This is a genomic window from Paenibacillus sp. sgz302114 (assembly GCF_056120345.1).
Map to the genome: position 1 here is coordinate 1 of NZ_JBVYOI010000014.1, position 16,776 is coordinate 16,776.

Below are 16,776 nucleotides of genomic sequence, written 5' to 3' on the forward strand. Positions count from 1 at the left end.
CCCGATCTTACAGGCAGGTTGCCTACGTGTTACTCACCCGTCCGCCGCTAAGCTATCCCCGAAGGAATAACTCCGCTCGACTTGCATGTATTAGGCACGCCGCCAGCGTTCGTCCTGAGCCAGGATCAAACTCTCCATAAAAGTGGTCCGAAGACCTTTCATGAATTTGCTTGTTAGCTCATTCAAAAAACTAGCTTGTTTTAGACCTTTTGACAGGTCGCTCATTGTTCAGTTTTCAAGGAACAAATTTGTTTCATTTGTTCGCCCATGTCTCAGCGGCGACTTGATTAATATATCACATTCGGCCACTTTATTGCAAGCATTTTTTTAATTTGTTTTTGCAGCCCATAACCTTCTGTGACGCGAGATCTAATTTAACATATCCACTCCTGTAAGGTCAAGGCTTATCCTCAATTTGTTTAGTTGTAAAGTATTCCAGCTAAAACAACGTCATCTGCAACCCAAGTACGAGCATAATGCCTGGCAGGCCGAGCAACACAACGGTACCTATCGTTACAGGATTGAGAGGCACTTCCATACCGGATATCAGTCCTGAAAAGTTAAGCACATAAAGAACAAGAGCAGCCGCGATGAGATGAAGCGCGAACCGCCTTACCCATTGCAGCGGTAGCTTATTACGGAACATGACTACAATAAGAAGTATCGAGGATACAATTAGACTAACCAGCCATACCGTTTTCATCCGGATATCCCACCTTTCAGATTTGACCATTTCACTGGCATACGTTTGGCTTTGCGAATCAACATCTCATAACGCTTCTCTGCTGCAGCCATTGCAAATACTGCATAATCAATTTGATCCTTACCGAGCGCATATTCGAAATACCGCTGCGCATTATCCCATTCCTGCTTCGCCGTCTTAATCTCCGCAAACAGCTCGATCTGTTCCTCCACCTCGGTCTTCTTCAGTTTCAATGCCGCAGTCTGCTTCTTCGAACGCAGCCATAATCTCCACATGTCCAAACGCCCCTCTCTCCGATCGGATTGCCACACCAGCAAAAGGCATATAGTTGTATGTATGAGCAGACTGCAAAAATAGAACAAGCCCCTGCCAGATAAACCACTTCAAAAAGCAAATAACCCCGCAGGAGACCTTCCTCCTGCGGGGTTAGAGATTAATGTAATTAATTTAGTTCCCTGCGTCCTTCGAGCGCCTTAGAGAGCGTCACTTCATCCGCGTATTCCAAGTCTCCGCCTACAGGCAGACCGTGGGCAATTCGAGTCACTCGTATGCCGAAAGGCTTCACGAGACGCGATAGATACATCGCAGTCGCTTCACCTTCAATATTGGGATTCGTAGCGAGGATCATCTCTTGAACCGTCTCGTCACTAAGCCTTCGGAGCAGCTCTGCTATGCGAATCTCATCCGGACCAATCCCCTCCATCGGAGATATCGCCCCTTGGAGAACGTGGTATTGCCCTTGAAATTCCTTTGTCCTCTCCATTGCGACGAGGTCACGGGATTCCTGCACCACACAGATGACCGAGTTGTCTCTGCTTTTGTCTTGGCAAATCCGGCACGGGTCCGTGTCGGTAATGTTGCAGCAAACCGAGCAGTAATGCAGATTTCGTTTCACACTGACAAGCGCCTTCGCAAAATCAATGACGTCATCTTCTTTCATTTTCAAAGCATGAAATGCCAGTCTGGCTGCCGTCTTCGGACCGATGCCCGGCAAGCGGCTAAAGGCATCTATCAGTTTGGCTATCGGTTCGGGATAATACAAGGCGGAAGCTCCTCTACTAAATCACAATTAGAACAGGCCTGGAATTTTCATACCGCCTGTGAATTTACCCATATCTTTGTTCGCCAGTTCATCGGCTTTGTTCAGCGCATCGTTGATTGCAGTTAGCACAAGGTCTTGCAGCATTTCGATATCATCCGGATCTACTGCTTCCGGCTTGATTACGATGCTTTGTACATTCTTGTGGCCGTTAACTTGCACCGTAACTACGCCGCCGCCAGCAGAACCTTCAATCAGCTTCGTGCCTAGCTCCTCTTGCGCTTTCAGCATTTGCTCTTGCATCTTCTTCACTTGCTTCATCATTTGGTTCATGTTGTTCATGGTTAAAGTCACTCCTTATGTGTAGTTAAATTTATTGGGATACATTACTTGTCTTCAATTATAACGAGATCTTCGCCGAACATCCTCACTGCCTCTTCAACCCATTCCGGCTCCTTCGGTGCGCTGCCTTCCTCTTCTTGCTCAAACAGCAGCTCCCCTGCCGGCGCCGGACCTTTCTCCGCTGCGGTCTGCCATTCCTTCAGCATAACGGTTGCCAAGCGAACCTGTCGACTGAACACCTCATTGAACACCCGCTCGATGACTTCGCGGTTAGCCGGTTTCTCCGTGGTTTCACGGTGGATGGAGTTCTTGAATGCAACCAGGATCGTATTGTCCGCCGCGCTGACCGGATCTCCGTTCACGAACCAGGCGTGAGTGGAAATATTGTTCCCTTTCACACGCTGCAAAATGTCACTCCACTTCATCCGCACCTGACCAGTAGCCTGACTCTCGGCTGCTGCTAGGAACGGATCCAGCTTCACGCGTGCAATGACAGGCGAACCGCTGCCTCCCGCTGCGCCACCCTTGGCGCCGAAGCCCGAATTACGGTTGCCCCGCGCACCTCCGCCTGCTTGCTCAACTGAAGCAGCGCCTTGCCCGTCCGGACGCACGCCGGATTGGAGCAGTTGTTCGATCTTGCGCTCTAGCGTATCGATGCGCTGTTGCAGACGCTGTACTTCTCCGGCTGGCGCACCGCCACCGCCTCCAGCAGCGGAAGAAGAAGCAGAATCTGCTGTAGCTCCAGCCGCCGCGGTTGCTCCGCCACCAGTTTCCTGCATCGTACAAATCTTCATAAGCGCGATCTCGAAGATGGTCTGCGGCAGGGCAGCGTGCCGGATCTCCAACTGGTACTGATTGAGCACGTCAATCATCCGGAAGAGCAGCTCGCTGCTAAAGGAATTCGCCATCTCGCGGTACTTCTCCTGATCGACAATTCGTTCCGTCGACACCTTGCCGCCGGGAGCGAGCTTAAGCACGAGCAAATCCCGGAAGTAGAAGATTAAGTTCTCGAGACATTTGTCAGCGCTCTTGCCCGCCTGCATGAGGCCTTCAACAAGCGGCATCACCGCCGCCGCATCCCGATCTCTTATAGCATCGGCGAGCTGTTTGAACTGCTCCGTCGCAAGACCACCCGTAACATCAATTGCATCGCCTAGCGTGATCCGCTCTCCACCATATGCAGATACTTGCTCGAGCAAGCTGATTGCATCACGCATCCCGCCGTCGGACAATCTAGCTATATAAGCAAGCGCATCGTCCTCCGCTTGAATGCCTTCTTCGTCGCAAATCTGGCGAAGCCGCTCGGTCTGCTCCGGCATGGAAACTTGCCTGAAATCGAAGCGCTGACAGCGAGAAATAATCGTTGCCGGCAGCTTGTGCGGCTCTGTCGTCGCCAATATAAAGATGACGTGAGCCGGCGGCTCTTCGAGCGTCTTCAAGAGCGCATTGAACGCCTCGGAAGTCAGCATGTGCACTTCATCAATAATGTACACTTTGTAGCGTACTTCAGACGGCGCATAACGCACCTTGTCGCGTATATCCCGAATCTCGTCGATACCGCGATTGGATGCAGCATCAATCTCCACAACATCCATGATCGTGCCGGCGGTTATGCCTCGGCATGCATCACAGACGTTGCAGGGCTCAGGCGTCGGACCGCGCTCGCAGTTAATGGCTTTAGCCATAACTTTGGCTGCAGTCGTCTTCCCTGTTCCTCTCGGACCATTAAATAAATAGGCATGCGATACCCGTTGCTCGCGAATCGCATTCTGTAACGTTTGAATAATATGCTTCTGGCCGACCATATCCTGGAACGTCTGCGGACGCCAAGCACGGTATAAAGCGATATGTGACATACGATCCGTTCCTTTCCTTTCGGCTTAAGTAACTCTATTATACACGATGCAGACAGCCTAGCAAAACGGCTACATCGTCTAAAAAGAGATGAAATCCAGTTAAGCGCCAAGGAACGCGGGTGAATGAGAAAGCGTTCTCTAACAAGGAAGCATGACTGTGAACAGTGCTCCTTTCTCCCTTGTCGCCGCCGAGATCGTACCGCCGAAGTCATGCAAGATCCGCTGGCAGACGGATAGGCCGAGCCCGGTACCATTTTGCTTCGTCGTTACGAAAGGATCAAAGATCTTATTAAGGAGTTGAGACGGTATCCCCGGGCCCGTATCCTCAATGTCAATGACAAGCCTCGACGACTTGCCCGATTGGAGCACAGACCCGCGAACAGTCAGTGTCCCACCTTCCGTCATCGCCTCAATCCCGTTCTTGCATAAGTTTAAAAATACCTGCTTCAGCATCTCTCCATCTGCAAGAACACGCGGCAGCTCCATCTGATCGTCCCAGTTCACCATCACGTTATGCAGCAGCGCTTCACTCGAAATAACCGGCATAATATCTCGCAGCACGCTATCGACACCGATCCAGCTGGTCGTCATCTGCTTCGGCTTGCTGAGTAGTAGAAACTCCCCGACGAGATGATTAATCCGATCGAGCTCGCTGAGCATGATATCCGTGTATTCTTTCTCTTTGTTCATATTGTGTTCAATCATCGTTTTTCGGAACATCTGCAGGAAGCCGCGAATTGCTGTGAGCGGATTACGAATCTCATGCGCGGCGCCTGCTGCAATCTGCCCGATCATCGCCAGACGGTCGCTTCGCTGCACCTGCGTTTCGAGCGAGCGCAGATTCGTCACGTCTTTAAAGATAATATAGGCGCCTTCCCTGGCGAAGATTGCACTGTGCAGCAGCCCAACGTCCATGAGCAGCTCGCTTTGCTTATCTTCGTATCGCCAGGTCAGCGGGTAATTTCGAACCGTCTCGCCGCTCGCGAGCGCTTCACATATAATCGTATACTCCTTCTCCGCCTCGGCAAAGAAGGATGAAAGCTCCACATTCACAACAGCCGATTGTTCAACGCCGAGCAATTGGCATGCGAGCGGGCTTATATCTAATATTTTTAAGGATTCGGGTTGCAGGAGAATGACGCCGATATGCTCATCACGCAGCATCGTCTCTCCAAAGCGCTCAATGAGATTTCCGCTGCGCATACCGCTTTGACCGTACAGAAAAAGCAGACACCGAATGCCTTGCTCCGTCTGGACAATTATTGGCGAAGCAGTAGTAGAAATACGGTATCCCTCGACCGCAATCAACTGCAGGGGAAGCCCCTCATTCACCGGACGCTGCAGACGACTCGCAATTGTCTCGAACATCACGGCTGGGTCCGTCCATTGTACGGCTCCGTCCGTAATTTTGCTGAGCGGATGCTCAAGCAAATCCGACTCTGCATAGCTTGTTTCTTTTAAAAATCGTGCATTCACATGGACGATCTTCGTGGTCTCGTCCAGCATAACAATTATCGTATCTGCGAATTGGCCGCAATAGCTTTCAAGAGCTTGAAGGCTGAGACGTACAATGGATGCTGAAGGAATATCGGGCATGCTCTTGTCTCCTTTACGTAGATCCGATCCGATTCTATTCCATTTCGGCTACGAAAGTAGATAATCCTGCCAGAACAGAAAAAAACATCCTATTCATGGTTCACAATGAACCACAAAAGGATGTTAGCTTCAATAATAGGTGACCGTGCACCTACCTTCGATAAATGCGACATGAGCGGCACTTCCACTCCCAGCTCAGGCCAAGCACTCCTCCGGCACATGGGCAGACCTGCTTATGGCTGCTTCCTTCCGGACCTGACCCGTTCACAGGCGTCCATTGCGGAGGACCCAGCCGTCAACACTGTTCATGAACTCCAGCCCCACATCGGCATAACCTCAGAGTAGGGATTCAACCTCGCTACAGCGGATTGCGAGCTACAGGGCACCGCTACCTCCCCGTCTAGCACGGCAAAAGTAAGTATAGCTTGTTCTATCGCAAAGTGCAAGCGCCGATTATCTGGAAATCCGTGAAGCCTAGGGATACACCTTAAACCGCTTTATGCTTAGGTTACCTTCACATGGACGTTATAACGAGGCATGTTCTTCTTGAGCACCGCTGTAGCTTCCCGTTTCAAGCGCGCCTTGTTCACTCCCGGCTTAGGCGTTATGGTCACATCCATATCCGGTGTACGGAACATAATGTTAACCCGTTTAATTCCGCTGACCTGCTGCAGCAGCTGACGCTGCGCGAAATTCCCATCATCGTTCTGATTGAGAAAGTTGCCGTTGCGATTAGGCAAGTGCGGGTTGCTGTTGGACAAGCCCAAGTAGCCATCATGTCCGTACGAGTTCGCATTATAATGATTCGTGGCATCTTTGTTGCCGCCACACGCTGTCAGTGAAATGGCCGTCATTAACGTAATTGCACATAACAAGCTTCGCATAAAAAAACCTCCCTTTAACCAATAGGATGGCTGAGGGAGGTTCTTGTATTCTGCTAAATTCCGGCAGATTAGATACCGTATTTCTTTTTGAATTTGTCGACGCGACCGCCAGCATCCAGGAACTTCTGCTTACCCGTAAAGTGCGGGTGGCAAGCGGAGCAAATCTCAACGCGCAGGTTCTGTTTAATCGAACCAGACTCGAAGCTATTGCCGCAAGCGCAAGTTACTGTAGTGACGTGGTATGTCGGATGAATACCTTGTTTCATCTCGTTCACCTCTTTCCGCCCTGGATCAACATGCGGACCCAGAGTAATTACACACTAGGAGAGTATAGCATGGTCACTCTCGATAAAGCAATGCTTTTGTATGCTGCAAAGCTGGAAAGTTCAGTATGCGATCAACCTACAGCGGTTGCTTCAGCGGTGCTGGCGGCACATGCGTGTAGGAACCAATAACGACATCCGGAACTTCATCAGCGAAAATCTCCAGCATCTGCTTCATGCCATAAATCTCGCCTTGCGCCTTCGGAATGAGCTCCAAATAGCTCTCTGGATCGATATTCAGGTTACGCATCTGGATGAGCTTCAGCCCCGTCCGCTTAACGAAGCCGAGCATCGCTTCAATCTCTTCTTCACGGTCAGTGACGCCTGGGAAAATCAAATAGTTGATCGACGTGTAAACGCCTTTGTCTGCCGCGTAGCGGAGCGACTTCTCCACATTCGCAAGCGTGTAGCCCCGAGGCTTGTAGTACGCATTATAATGATCGTCCAATGCGCTAATCGTACTTACGCGCATCAGATCAAGTCCGGCATCCACGATGCCGCGTATGTGATCCGTCAAGCCTGCATTGGTATTGATATTAATGTAGCCGAGGTTGGTCCGCTTCCGCACTTCACGCATTGCATCGATGATGATCTTCGCTTGCGTCGACGGCTCGCCTTCACAGCCCTGGCCGAAGCTAATAATGGATTCCGGCGTCACGAGATGTTCCATCATGACGTCGATGATCTCTTCTACAGTCGGCTTGAAGTTCATCCGCGTCTGCGGTGCAGGGAAGCCGCTGTCATCGGGTTGTTCCGAGATGCAGCCATAGCAGCCGGCGTTGCAGGAGAACGATACCGGAACCGCACCTTCCCAGCGCTGAAGGAATGTATTGGACGCGGTCAAGCACTCGTAGCCGAGTGCGCAGTTGGACAGATGCTTGTACAGCCGGTTCTCCGGGTACTTTGCAAGCAGCCGCTCAACACCGACGTTCAACTCGTTCGTATCACAATTCATCGGATTCCAGCGTTCCGGATCGTCGCATTTCTGCGCCGCCACGTAGAAGCCGCCATCCTTCCATACGACGGCAGAGTAACCGAAGAGCGGCAGCTTCTGCGTCTTGTCCGACTTCATGTAGCCTGGAATGCATAGGCGAGTGTAGCCCTGCGGAAGCAGTGCCCCAACCGCTTGCACATTGCCTGGCAGCGGGCGCATCTCGCCGCTTTCGTTATGAATGCCGATTGGCCGTGTATGCGGCAAGCCTACCATCGTTGCCCCATCGGGCAGCGGAATAAGCTCGTCCTCCATCAGCTCGACAACCATATCGCCGCTGCGGCCAAGCCCTGTCCAATCGGGATGATCGAACAAATTGCCATGTTCATCTGCGTAAACGAGATTCATGATGTAACTAACCTCCTAAACATTTTGCTCGAGGCAAAATGTCACTTCGTAAAGCAATATCTAAGTCACGGTCGTCGAGCGTGTCGCTGGTCTTCTCGGTGCAGTCGAGCCGCTGCTTGAAGAACTGCTGCCCGTCCGAGCGCTTCCGCTTCCGCTTGAGCTCGGTCTGCTTCTTGGTGGCGGCACCACAGCAGACGTGTCGAGCGACATCAGGAACTCTTCGTTCGTCTTCGTCTCGCCAAGCTTCTTCAAGAAGCCATCCACGAACTCCATCGAATCATTCATGCTCTTGCGGATTGCCCAGACTTTATCAAGCTGCTCCTTCGACATGAGCATCTCTTCGCGGCGCGTGCCGGAGCGGCGAATATCGAGCGCCGGGAAAATACGGCGTTCCGCGAGCTTCCGATCAAGATGAAGCTCCATATTGCCTGTACCTTTAAATTCTTCATAAATAATATCATCCATACGCGAGCCTGTCTCGACAAGAGCCGTTGCCAAAATTGTCAAGCTGCCGCCTTCCTCCACATTACGAGCTGAACCGAAGAATCGTTTCGGACGATGGAACGCAGCAGGGTCGATACCACCGCTAAGCGTACGGCCGGACGCCGGCACAACAAGGTTGTATGCACGAGCCAGACGTGTAATGCTGTCGAGCAGAATAACGACATCTTTCTTGTGCTCTACAAGGCGCAGCGCTCGCTCAAGCACAAGCTCCGCAACTTTAATATGATTCTCCGGCAGCTCGTCGAATGTCGAAGCGACGACCTCGCCTTTCACGGAACGCGACATATCGGTTACTTCCTCAGGACGCTCATCAATGAGGAGTACAAACAGTTCGATCTCGGGATGATTGGTGGAAATGCTGTTTGCAATTTCTTTCAGAAGCAATGTCTTACCAGCCTTAGGCGGCGCAACAATCAAACCACGCTGACCGAGCCCGACAGGCGCAAGAATATCCATAATTCGTGTAGATAGCTTAGGAGTGGCGGTTTCGAGCACCAATCTCTTCTCGGGATAGAGTGGAGTAAGAGCAGGAAAATGAAGACGTTCAGCAGCGTGTTCGGGGCTTTCTCCATTAACGGCATTTACTTGAAGCAATCCGAAAAATCGTTCGTTTTCTTTAGGGGCGCGGCATTTACCGGAAACTAAATCACCTGTACGGAGGTCGAATTTGCGAATTTGCGAAGCGGAAATATAAATATCCTCCGGACTTGGCAAATAGTTAATCGGTCGTAAAAAACCGAAGCCTTCGGGCAAAATTTCGAGTACGCCTTGCATAAACATAAGTCCGCTCTGCTCAGCTTGCGCACGCAGAATCGCAAAAATCAGTTCTCTCTTCTTCAATTGGCCATAGCCCTGAATCTGGTGCTGTTTGGCCAGCTTATACAGCTCTGTGAGCTTCATCACTTCAAGATCGGCGATCTGAAGTTCTGACATAATATCACCATCTTTGTCAATGTTCCAAGCAAAGACGACTATGCCGTCTTTGTGCTGGCAAAACAGGAGAAATCTAAGCAAAGTATATCGCGAAAACTTATACTCTCTTAGATTTCAAAAAAGTCCAAGCCTCAACCATCATTGCCGGAATCGGCCCCCTCTATTCCAAGGCCGACCCGAAATGTACCGACTATTCACGCCAAACGTCGGCTCCAAGCAAACGCAAATTTTCAACGAGGTTATCATAACCGCGATCAATATATTCGACGCCTGTAATCTCAGTCACGCCGCCATCTACAGTCAGAGCTGCAACAACAAGCGCTGCTCCTGCCCGCAAATCCGCTGCGCGTACTTTAGCTGCATTGAGCTTTCCGCCGTCGACGATTGCAGAACGACCTTCCACACGAATGTTTGCGCCCATCCGCGTCAGCTCCGGCACATGCTTGAATCGATTGCTGTATACATAGTCACTCAAAATGCTGACGCCTGTCGCTTGAGTCAGCAAGCTGGTCATTGGGGATTGCAAATCTGTGGCAAAACCGGGGTATACGAGCGCCTTCACATCAATGGCTTCATAACGCGGCTGGCCCACGATACGAATGGACTCATCCATCTCGTACACATGTACGCCCATCTCTTGAAGCTTCGCTGTAACAGCTTCCATATGCTTCGGAATAACGTTATCAATTAATACATCGCCGCGCGTTGCCGCTGCAGCAATCATATACGTCCCTGCTTGAATGCGGTCGGGAATGATAGAATGGCGGCAGCCGTGCATCCGATCGACACCTTCGATTCGAATCGTCTCGGTACCGGCACCTTTAATTTTGGCGCCCATGGAATTAAGGAGTGTAGCTACATCTATGATTTCAGGCTCTTTTGCCGCATTTTCAATAATGGTGGACCCTTTGGCCCGAGAGGCCGCGAGCATAATGTTAATCGTCGCCCCAACACTGACGACATCCAAGTAAATTTTCGCCCCGCGCAGCTCTTTCGCCACAATCCGTACGGAGCCGTGGTCATTCGTCACTTGCGCGCCAAGCGCTTCAAACCCTTTAATATGCTGATCAATCGGACGAGGCTCGAAATTGCAGCCGCCCGGGAGACCGATTGTTGCTTCGCCGAACCGGCCAAGCAATGCACCCATCAAATAATACGATGCACGCAGCAGCTTCACTTTGCCATTAGGCATCGGAATCGATTGCATAGCAGCGGGATTAATGACGATGGATTCACCGCTCCATTCTACCGTGCCGCCAAGTTCTTCTAAAATTTCACTATACACCGCAACATCACTCAAATGCGGCAGGTTGTCCAGCGTTACCGTTGATTCTGCCAATATTGCAGCCGGAAGCAGCGCCACCGCACTATTCTTCGCGCCGCTAATCTGCACGGTGCCACGCAGCGGTTGTCCGCCACGGATCATCAGTTTTTCCATCTGTAGTCCATATCCTCCTATCCGAGAAGTGAACAGAAGAATCAAACGGCCGCGAGAGGCGCGCGGACTGCCCCTAGAGATACGGTTAAATGCCACAAAGCAAGCGCTCCATCTTTCAACAACTTCTTGAAGGACGAGAGCGCCTGCTTTCGATCGGCCCGCGCGCATGACGCGGCTGTTTGTTTGATTCTTAGTTTGCTCCGGAAGTTACGCTTGGTTGCTGCTGCCGAACAAACGGATTTTTTCTTGAACGACTGCTTTCATTGCAGAACGAGCTGGCACTAGGTATTTACGAGGATCGTAAACCGAAGCGTTTCCGCCCAATACTTCGCGGATTGCGTTCGTGCAAGCCACTTGGTTTTCTGTATTTACGTTGATTTTGCCTACGCCAGCTGCGATGGAAAGGCGAATTGCTTCGTCAGGCACACCGGAACCGCCGTGCAATACAACCGGAACTGGAATGGCATCGGATACTTTTTGGATGATATCGTAGTGGATCTTTGGCTCGCCTTTGTACATGCCGTGAGCAGTACCAACAGCAATTGCCAAGCAGTCAACGCCAGTTTCTTCGTAGAAACGGATCGCTTCTTCTGGCTTAGCAAGGGAAGCGTGCTCTTCGTCAACGCTGATGTCATCCTCAACGCCGCCGATTGTACCAAGTTCGCCCTCAACGGAAACGCCCATAGCACGCGCTGCTTTAACAACTTGCTTCGTCAGCTCGATATTCTCTTCAAGTCCATAGTGGGAACCGTCGAACATAACGGACGAGAAACCTGCACGGATACATTTCATCGCAACTTCGAAGCTGCTGCCGTGATCAAGGTGAAGCGCGATTGGCAAACCGGATTTCTTCGCAGCCGCTTCAGCGATTGCAACTGTGTACTCGATACCCATGTATTTCAGGGCACCCTCAGATACACCGAAGATAAACGGGGATTTTTCTTCCATAGCGGCTTCAGTGATCGCTTGCGCGAACTCCAGGTTGTTCATATTGAACTGGCCTACCGCGAATTTGTTAGCTTTTGCCTGTGGCAGAAATTCAGTCATTGAAACGAGTGGCATGGTTCTCTACTCCTCCTAAGGTGTTATGAAGCGTTTGGCCTCATAAGGTTGTCTTTGATAATAATCACGCATCTGATACGCACCAAATTAGTATACCACAATCATGTTTCGTTTGGTACAAGCGCCTGAAAATCGTCGTTTTCCCTTACATGCCCAAGCGACCGATTTCAACATAAAAAAAGTGAGATCCTCTGATTAGGATCCCACTGCGTACCAGCCGCTTGCGTCTCCGCCGCGCAGCTGAAGATTAACCGCCATTCGCATCTCATCGATATCAAACGGCTTTGTAAAATGCATCAGCGCCCCGTGATCGGTCGCTTCCTTAATCATGTCAAGCTCACCATAGGCCGTCATCATAATGACTTTAATATCCTTGTTAATCGCTTTGACATGCTTCAAAATCTCCAATCCGTCCATACCTGGAATCTTCATATCCAATAAAACCAGATCGGGGTTCTCGCTCTTTACGATTTCGAGCGCCAGCTTGCCGTTCGGGGCTTGAAAGGTTGTATACCCTTCGCTGCTGAACACTTCCATCAATAGGATACGAATGCCATTCTGATCATCGACAATCAAGACTTTCTTGTTTTCCAACTTGAAACCCTCCCAGAAATGCACGACAATCAATCGCCGAGATTGGATTAGAATTCCATAACCCTCGCTACTGTTTCGCGTCCGGCCATCCATATTCCTGCTTCTGTTGGAAAATTTCTTAAAAAATATTGTCTAATCGGCTTAGCGCTCCGCTTGCTCCAGTGCTGCGCGAACGAATCCGCGGAACAGCGCCTGCGGCCTGTTCGGACGCGAAGTGAATTCCGGATGGAATTGTACCGCAAGGAACCAAGGGTGCTCCGGGAGCTCAACCATCTCAACGAGGTGTCCATCTGGCGATGTGCCTGAGATTTTCAACCCTGCAGATTCAATCATTTCACGGTATTCATTGTTGAACTCGTACCGGTGACGGTGACGCTCATATACGAGCTCATCGTTGTACATACGTTCAGCAAGCGAGCCTGACTTCAGCTTGCAAGGGTAAAGACCAAGACGCATCGTGCCGCCCATGTCCTCGATATCCTTCTGGTCTGGCAGCAGGTCGATAACCGGATATGGCGTAAGCGGGTTGATCTCCGAGCTGTTCGCATCTTTAAGGCCTGTTACGTGACGAGCATATTCGATTACGGCTACTTGCATACCGAGGCAAATACCGAAGAACGGAACGTTGTTCTCGCGCGCATAGCGAATCGCTTGTACTTTTCCTTCGATGCCGCGATCGCCGAAGCCGCCCGGTACGAGAATACCATTAACGCCTTGCAAAATATCCGCAACGTTATCTTGTGTCAGCTCCTCCGCATTTACCCAGCGCAGCTTCACATCAGCGTCGGCATCAAAGCCGGCGTGGCTGAGCGATTCAACAATGCTGAGGTAAGCATCGTGCAAAGCAACGTATTTACCAACGATCGCGATCTCTGTCGTACGGCTAAGCTGCTTCACGCGGCGAACAAGATCTTCCCACTCCGTCATGTTCGGAGGTCCAACTGTCAGCTTCAGATGGTTGACGACGATTTCGTCCAAGCCTTGCTCACGCAGGTTCAGAGGAACTTCATACAATGTCGATGCATCGCGGCATTCAACAACTGCGCTTGCATCAATGTCGCAGAACAGCGCCATTTTGCGTTTCAGATCATCAGCGAGTTCGTACTCTGTACGGCATACGATGACATTCGGCTGGATGCCGATGCTTCTTAGTTCTTTCACGCTGTGCTGCGTCGGTTTCGTCTTCACTTCGCCAGCCGCTTTAATATAAGGAATGAGCGTAACATGAATGTACATGACATTGTCACGGCCGATATCGCTCTTAATTTGACGGATTGCCTCAAGGAATGGAAGACTCTCGATATCGCCGACCGTGCCGCCGATTTCCGTAATAACGACGTCTGCACCGGTTTCTTTGCCTGCGCGGAATACGCGATCCTTAATTTCATTCGTGATGTGAGGGATAACTTGAACCGTACCGCCCAAATATTCGCCGCGGCGCTCTTTGGAAATAACGGTCGAATAGATCTTGCCTGTTGTCACATTGCTGTTCTTCGACAGGTTGATGTCGATGAAACGCTCATAGTGGCCAAGGTCAAGGTCCGTCTCAGCGCCATCGTCCGTGACGAATACTTCGCCGTGCTGATACGGGCTCATCGTTCCTGGGTCAACGTTAATATAGGGATCGAATTTCTGGATTGTCACTTTCAATCCGCGATTCTTGAGCAAACGCCCGAGCGATGCTGCCGTGATACCTTTACCGAGCGACGATACGACACCGCCTGTTACAAAAATGTACTTAGTCACTGATGATACCCTCCACAGAATGTATGGTTAAAGAATAGTTTCCCCCATTTTTCGAAGAAAAATGGTTAAAAAAAAGAAAAAAGTGACACCCGTATAAACGGGGCACTTTCTGAATTTGTCTATTGCTTACATTGTCCGTACTTGAAGCCCAAACAATAGTTTACTCGCACGGAATCCCCATGTCAAGCGGACACAGGGATACCAGCACGAGCGTTTTTATTTGTCGTCTTCTTCGTCTTCATCGTCGAAGTCTTCCTCAGCATCCTCTTCGTCGTCAGCATCTTCTTCATCGACGACATCGACTTCAATGCCCTCTTCTTCGATCTCTTCATCGTCGATAACGACTTCTTCATCGACTTCGGCGTCGTCTTCCGATTCCTCGAAGCTCTCTGGATCTTCATCATAAGAATCGAAATCGTCCTCGGATGCGTAAGTATCCTCTTCCTCGTCGGCGTAAAGATCTTCGTCTTCCTCTTCATCGTTGATAATGCGCGAACGCTTCGCATTGCCAACCGGATCTTCATTACGCTCAACCGGGTACCAGCGCTTCAGTCCCCACATGTTGCTGCCGACGCACGCGAAACGTCCGTCGATATTAATTTCTGTATATACTTGCGCAATGACATCGTTGATTTGATCTTGGGACAAGCCCCGAACTTTTGCAATTTCCATCATTAGATCGCGATAGTAGAACGGCGTGTTCGCCGCTTTCAGCAATTCAAATGCGAGGTCGACCATGGGCATTTCTTTCACGCGCTCTGGATCGATCTTCAAGACAATCTCGCTGCTCATTTCGGACACTTCCTCTCATGTACAACTGCCGGGACCGGCACAAACATTTCGCCTGAAATCCAAGCAATCCATTATCAACCTATAGTAAAACCTATTTCTTTCGAAAAAGCAAGCTCCCCTATTGATAGCTGATGCCCAAAAGAAAAAGCGAAGGAGAACCCCTCGCTTTGACTGTATCCTTCCGGATAAAGCGCTGCCGCCTATTCCGGTAATAAGAGCCCGTAAATGACTCTTGGTTTATACTATGTGCCCGTACGGCGAATGACACGGTTTGCAGCCTAATTATGTGAAAAAAGGCAAGTTGCTCATACAGCTTGTTACGCTCGTTCATACAATACTGCAGCAAACGTTGTAACTGTTCACTTCCGATTCATTGCAGCTCAGTTAATAACAACGTCGCCATGGAGGGGAAGCCAAATTTGGACAAAACGACAATTCTCCGCCTGTTACACAGCGCGTTATCTCTTGGGGCCGCTAACGTTAAGCGGCGGATCGTCCGTTTCCGGCAGTTTGCCGATTACGAGCAGTTCCACAACGAATGGTCGAAAATCGACAACAGCGCGAAGCTCGTCCGCCATCTCCCATCCATTCATGGCTTCTCCCTGCCGATCGCACAAAATCTGCTCTCTTCCGCCGCCTGCTCCGACATCCGGGTCGAGAACGACCCGCTTCTGACGGTTCATTCTACCGCATTCAAATCCGTATCCCGTGAAAAAGGAATTCCGTGGGGCGTACAGGAGATTAAAGCGCCGCTCGCCTGGAGCATGACGACAGGCCACCGCGTCAAAGTCGGCGTCATCGACACCGGCGTTGACTTCAGCCATCCCGACCTGAAGCATTCGCTCGGCCGGGGCATCAATCTGCTTAGCCGCGGCATGCTACCGCATGATGATAATGGACACGGCACCCACATCGCCGGTACGATCGCCGCCGCTAACCAGCTGCACGGCATGATCGGCGTAGCGCCCCGCGCCACCGTCTATCCTGTGAAAGCATTCGATCAGAACGGGAGCGCCTTCGTCTCTGATATTGTACTCGGCATTGACTGGTGCGTGCGCAACAAGATGGACATCGTCAACATGAGCTTTGGTATGAAAACGCGAAGCAAATCGCTGCTGACCGCTGTCACGAATGCGTACAACGCCGGCGTTATCATTGTCGCTTCGTCCGGCAACGACGGCAAACGAAAAGCGATTGACTACCCGGCCCGTTATCCGCAGACCATTGCCGTCGGCGCGACGAACAGGCTGCGCCGCATTGCGCCGTTCAGCAATCGCGGCACTTATATTGATGTTTACGCGCCAGGCGACAAAATTCTGTCCTCATGGCTGCGCGGCAAATATCACGAAATGAGCGGCACTTCGATGGCCACCTCGCATGTCAGCGGCGCCATTGCTCTACTGCTTGCTCACCGACCGGGACTGTCGCCTGCCGATATTAAAACGGTCGTGAAACGATCGATGCTGCCTCTAAGAGGCACAAAAGCCCCCCGGATCGCCGGGGAGCTTGATGTGATGCGTATGCTGCAGACCGGGGACCGATGAACAGCGTCCGCGGTTTGTTTTGCTTTTGGTTGGCGCTAAGGGCGAAGGCCGCTAGGCAAGGCGAAGGCCGCTAGGCGCTAG

16 protein-coding genes, 1 rRNA gene and 1 other RNA gene are annotated in these 16,776 nt (G+C 51.0%); 1 reads left to right on the forward strand and 17 read right to left on the reverse strand.

Features of this window, described 5'->3' with window-relative positions; genetic code table 11:
* The 17 genes from AC0LWF_RS23545 to rpoE form a co-directional block, all read right to left on the reverse strand.
* Nucleotides 1–141 (reverse strand): 16S ribosomal RNA (locus AC0LWF_RS23545); the annotation flags it as partial.
* 298 nt (nt 142–439) lie between these two features.
* On the reverse strand, nt 440–703 hold the full coding sequence (locus tag AC0LWF_RS23550; RefSeq protein WP_474653981.1) for a pro-sigmaK processing inhibitor BofA family protein: 264 nt from the start codon (nt 701–703) through the stop codon (nt 440–442).
* Nucleotides 700–978, reverse strand: a complete 279-nt coding sequence (locus AC0LWF_RS23555) for a DUF2508 family protein (RefSeq protein ID WP_474653982.1) — start codon at nt 976–978, stop codon at nt 700–702. The genes AC0LWF_RS23550 and AC0LWF_RS23555 overlap by 4 nt, the downstream gene beginning before the upstream one ends.
* 167 nt (nt 979–1,145) lie before the next feature.
* Nucleotides 1,146–1,745, reverse strand: a complete 600-nt coding sequence (recR, locus tag AC0LWF_RS23560; protein ID WP_474653983.1) for a recombination mediator RecR — start codon at nt 1,743–1,745, stop codon at nt 1,146–1,148.
* Between the two features lie 27 nt (nt 1,746–1,772).
* Nucleotides 1,773–2,084 (reverse strand): YbaB/EbfC family nucleoid-associated protein, encoded by a 312-nt coding sequence (locus AC0LWF_RS23565; RefSeq protein ID WP_090582045.1) that lies wholly within the window; start codon nt 2,082–2,084, stop codon nt 1,773–1,775.
* 44 nt (nt 2,085–2,128) lie between these two features.
* The gene (gene dnaX, locus AC0LWF_RS23570) at nt 2,129–3,940 is read right to left on the reverse strand and encodes a DNA polymerase III subunit gamma/tau (RefSeq protein WP_474653984.1); all 1,812 of its coding nucleotides are present in this window, start codon (nt 3,938–3,940) and stop codon (nt 2,129–2,131) included.
* A gap of 138 nt (nt 3,941–4,078) precedes the next feature.
* On the reverse strand, nt 4,079–5,536 hold the full coding sequence (locus AC0LWF_RS23575; protein WP_474653985.1) for an ATP-binding protein: 1,458 nt from the start codon (nt 5,534–5,536) through the stop codon (nt 4,079–4,081).
* A gap of 143 nt (nt 5,537–5,679) precedes the next feature.
* An RNA gene (gene ffs / locus AC0LWF_RS23580) (signal recognition particle sRNA large type) lies at nt 5,680–5,945 on the reverse strand.
* 94 nt (nt 5,946–6,039) lie between these two features.
* Complete coding sequence (locus tag AC0LWF_RS23585; protein ID WP_474653986.1) at nt 6,040–6,420, reverse strand: hypothetical protein; 381 nt, start codon at nt 6,418–6,420, stop codon at nt 6,040–6,042.
* Nucleotides 6,421–6,488: 68 nt separating this feature from the next.
* The gene (gene rpmE, locus AC0LWF_RS23590; protein WP_116192437.1) at nt 6,489–6,686 is read right to left on the reverse strand and encodes a 50S ribosomal protein L31; all 198 of its coding nucleotides are present in this window, start codon (nt 6,684–6,686) and stop codon (nt 6,489–6,491) included.
* Between the two features lie 136 nt (nt 6,687–6,822).
* Entirely contained in the window at nt 6,823–8,082 is a 1,260-nt protein-coding gene (locus tag AC0LWF_RS23595; protein WP_474653987.1) for a radical SAM family protein, read from the reverse strand.
* A 60-nt stretch (nt 8,083–8,142) separates the two neighbouring features.
* A complete protein-coding gene (gene rho, locus AC0LWF_RS23600) occupies nt 8,143–9,519 on the reverse strand; it encodes a transcription termination factor Rho (protein WP_474653988.1) in 1,377 nt (458 codons plus the stop codon).
* 190 nt (nt 9,520–9,709) lie between these two features.
* Entirely contained in the window at nt 9,710–10,957 is a 1,248-nt protein-coding gene (murA, locus tag AC0LWF_RS23605) for a UDP-N-acetylglucosamine 1-carboxyvinyltransferase (protein ID WP_474653989.1), read from the reverse strand.
* 207 nt (nt 10,958–11,164) lie between these two features.
* A complete protein-coding gene (gene fba / locus AC0LWF_RS23610; protein WP_474653990.1) occupies nt 11,165–12,019 on the reverse strand; it encodes a class II fructose-1,6-bisphosphate aldolase in 855 nt (284 codons plus the stop codon).
* Between the two features lie 195 nt (nt 12,020–12,214).
* On the reverse strand, nt 12,215–12,613 hold the full coding sequence (locus AC0LWF_RS23615; protein ID WP_090582030.1) for a response regulator: 399 nt from the start codon (nt 12,611–12,613) through the stop codon (nt 12,215–12,217).
* Between the two features lie 141 nt (nt 12,614–12,754).
* Nucleotides 12,755–14,359, reverse strand: coding sequence for a CTP synthase (pyrG, locus tag AC0LWF_RS23620; protein ID WP_474653991.1), 1,605 nt, complete (start codon nt 14,357–14,359; stop codon nt 12,755–12,757).
* Between the two features lie 216 nt (nt 14,360–14,575).
* On the reverse strand, nt 14,576–15,151 hold the full coding sequence (rpoE, locus tag AC0LWF_RS23625) for a DNA-directed RNA polymerase subunit delta (protein WP_474653992.1): 576 nt from the start codon (nt 15,149–15,151) through the stop codon (nt 14,576–14,578).
* Between the two features lie 419 nt (nt 15,152–15,570).
* On the opposite strand from rpoE, the gene AC0LWF_RS23630 reads away from it, so the two are divergent.
* Nucleotides 15,571–16,695, forward strand: coding sequence for a S8 family peptidase (locus tag AC0LWF_RS23630; RefSeq protein ID WP_474653993.1), 1,125 nt, complete (start codon nt 15,571–15,573; stop codon nt 16,693–16,695).
* Nucleotides 16,696–16,776 lie beyond the last annotated feature (81 nt).

Coding starts and splice junctions, on each gene's coding strand:
- AC0LWF_RS23550 (WP_474653981.1), bottom strand. CDS start 703: ATGAAAACGGTATGGCTGGTTAGTCTAATTGTATCCTCGATACTTCTT.
- AC0LWF_RS23555 (WP_474653982.1), bottom strand. CDS start 978: ATGTGGAGATTATGGCTGCGTTCGAAGAAGCAGACTGCGGCATTGAAA.
- AC0LWF_RS23565 (WP_090582045.1), bottom strand. CDS start 2,084: ATGAACAACATGAACCAAATGATGAAGCAAGTGAAGAAGATGCAAGAG.
- dnaX (WP_474653984.1), bottom strand. CDS start 3,940: ATGTCACATATCGCTTTATACCGTGCTTGGCGTCCGCAGACGTTCCAG.
- AC0LWF_RS23575 (WP_474653985.1), bottom strand. CDS start 5,536: ATGCCCGATATTCCTTCAGCATCCATTGTACGTCTCAGCCTTCAAGCT.
- AC0LWF_RS23585 (WP_474653986.1), bottom strand. CDS start 6,420: ATGCGAAGCTTGTTATGTGCAATTACGTTAATGACGGCCATTTCACTG.
- rpmE (WP_116192437.1), bottom strand. CDS start 6,686: ATGAAACAAGGTATTCATCCGACATACCACGTCACTACAGTAACTTGC.
- AC0LWF_RS23595 (WP_474653987.1), bottom strand. CDS start 8,082: ATGAATCTCGTTTACGCAGATGAACATGGCAATTTGTTCGATCATCCC.
- rho (WP_474653988.1), bottom strand. CDS start 9,519: ATGTCAGAACTTCAGATCGCCGATCTTGAAGTGATGAAGCTCACAGAG.
- murA (WP_474653989.1), bottom strand. CDS start 10,957: ATGGAAAAACTGATGATCCGTGGCGGACAACCGCTGCGTGGCACCGTG.
- fba (WP_474653990.1), bottom strand. CDS start 12,019: ATGCCACTCGTTTCAATGACTGAATTTCTGCCACAGGCAAAAGCTAAC.
- rpoE (WP_474653992.1), bottom strand. CDS start 15,151: ATGAGCAGCGAGATTGTCTTGAAGATCGATCCAGAGCGCGTGAAAGAA.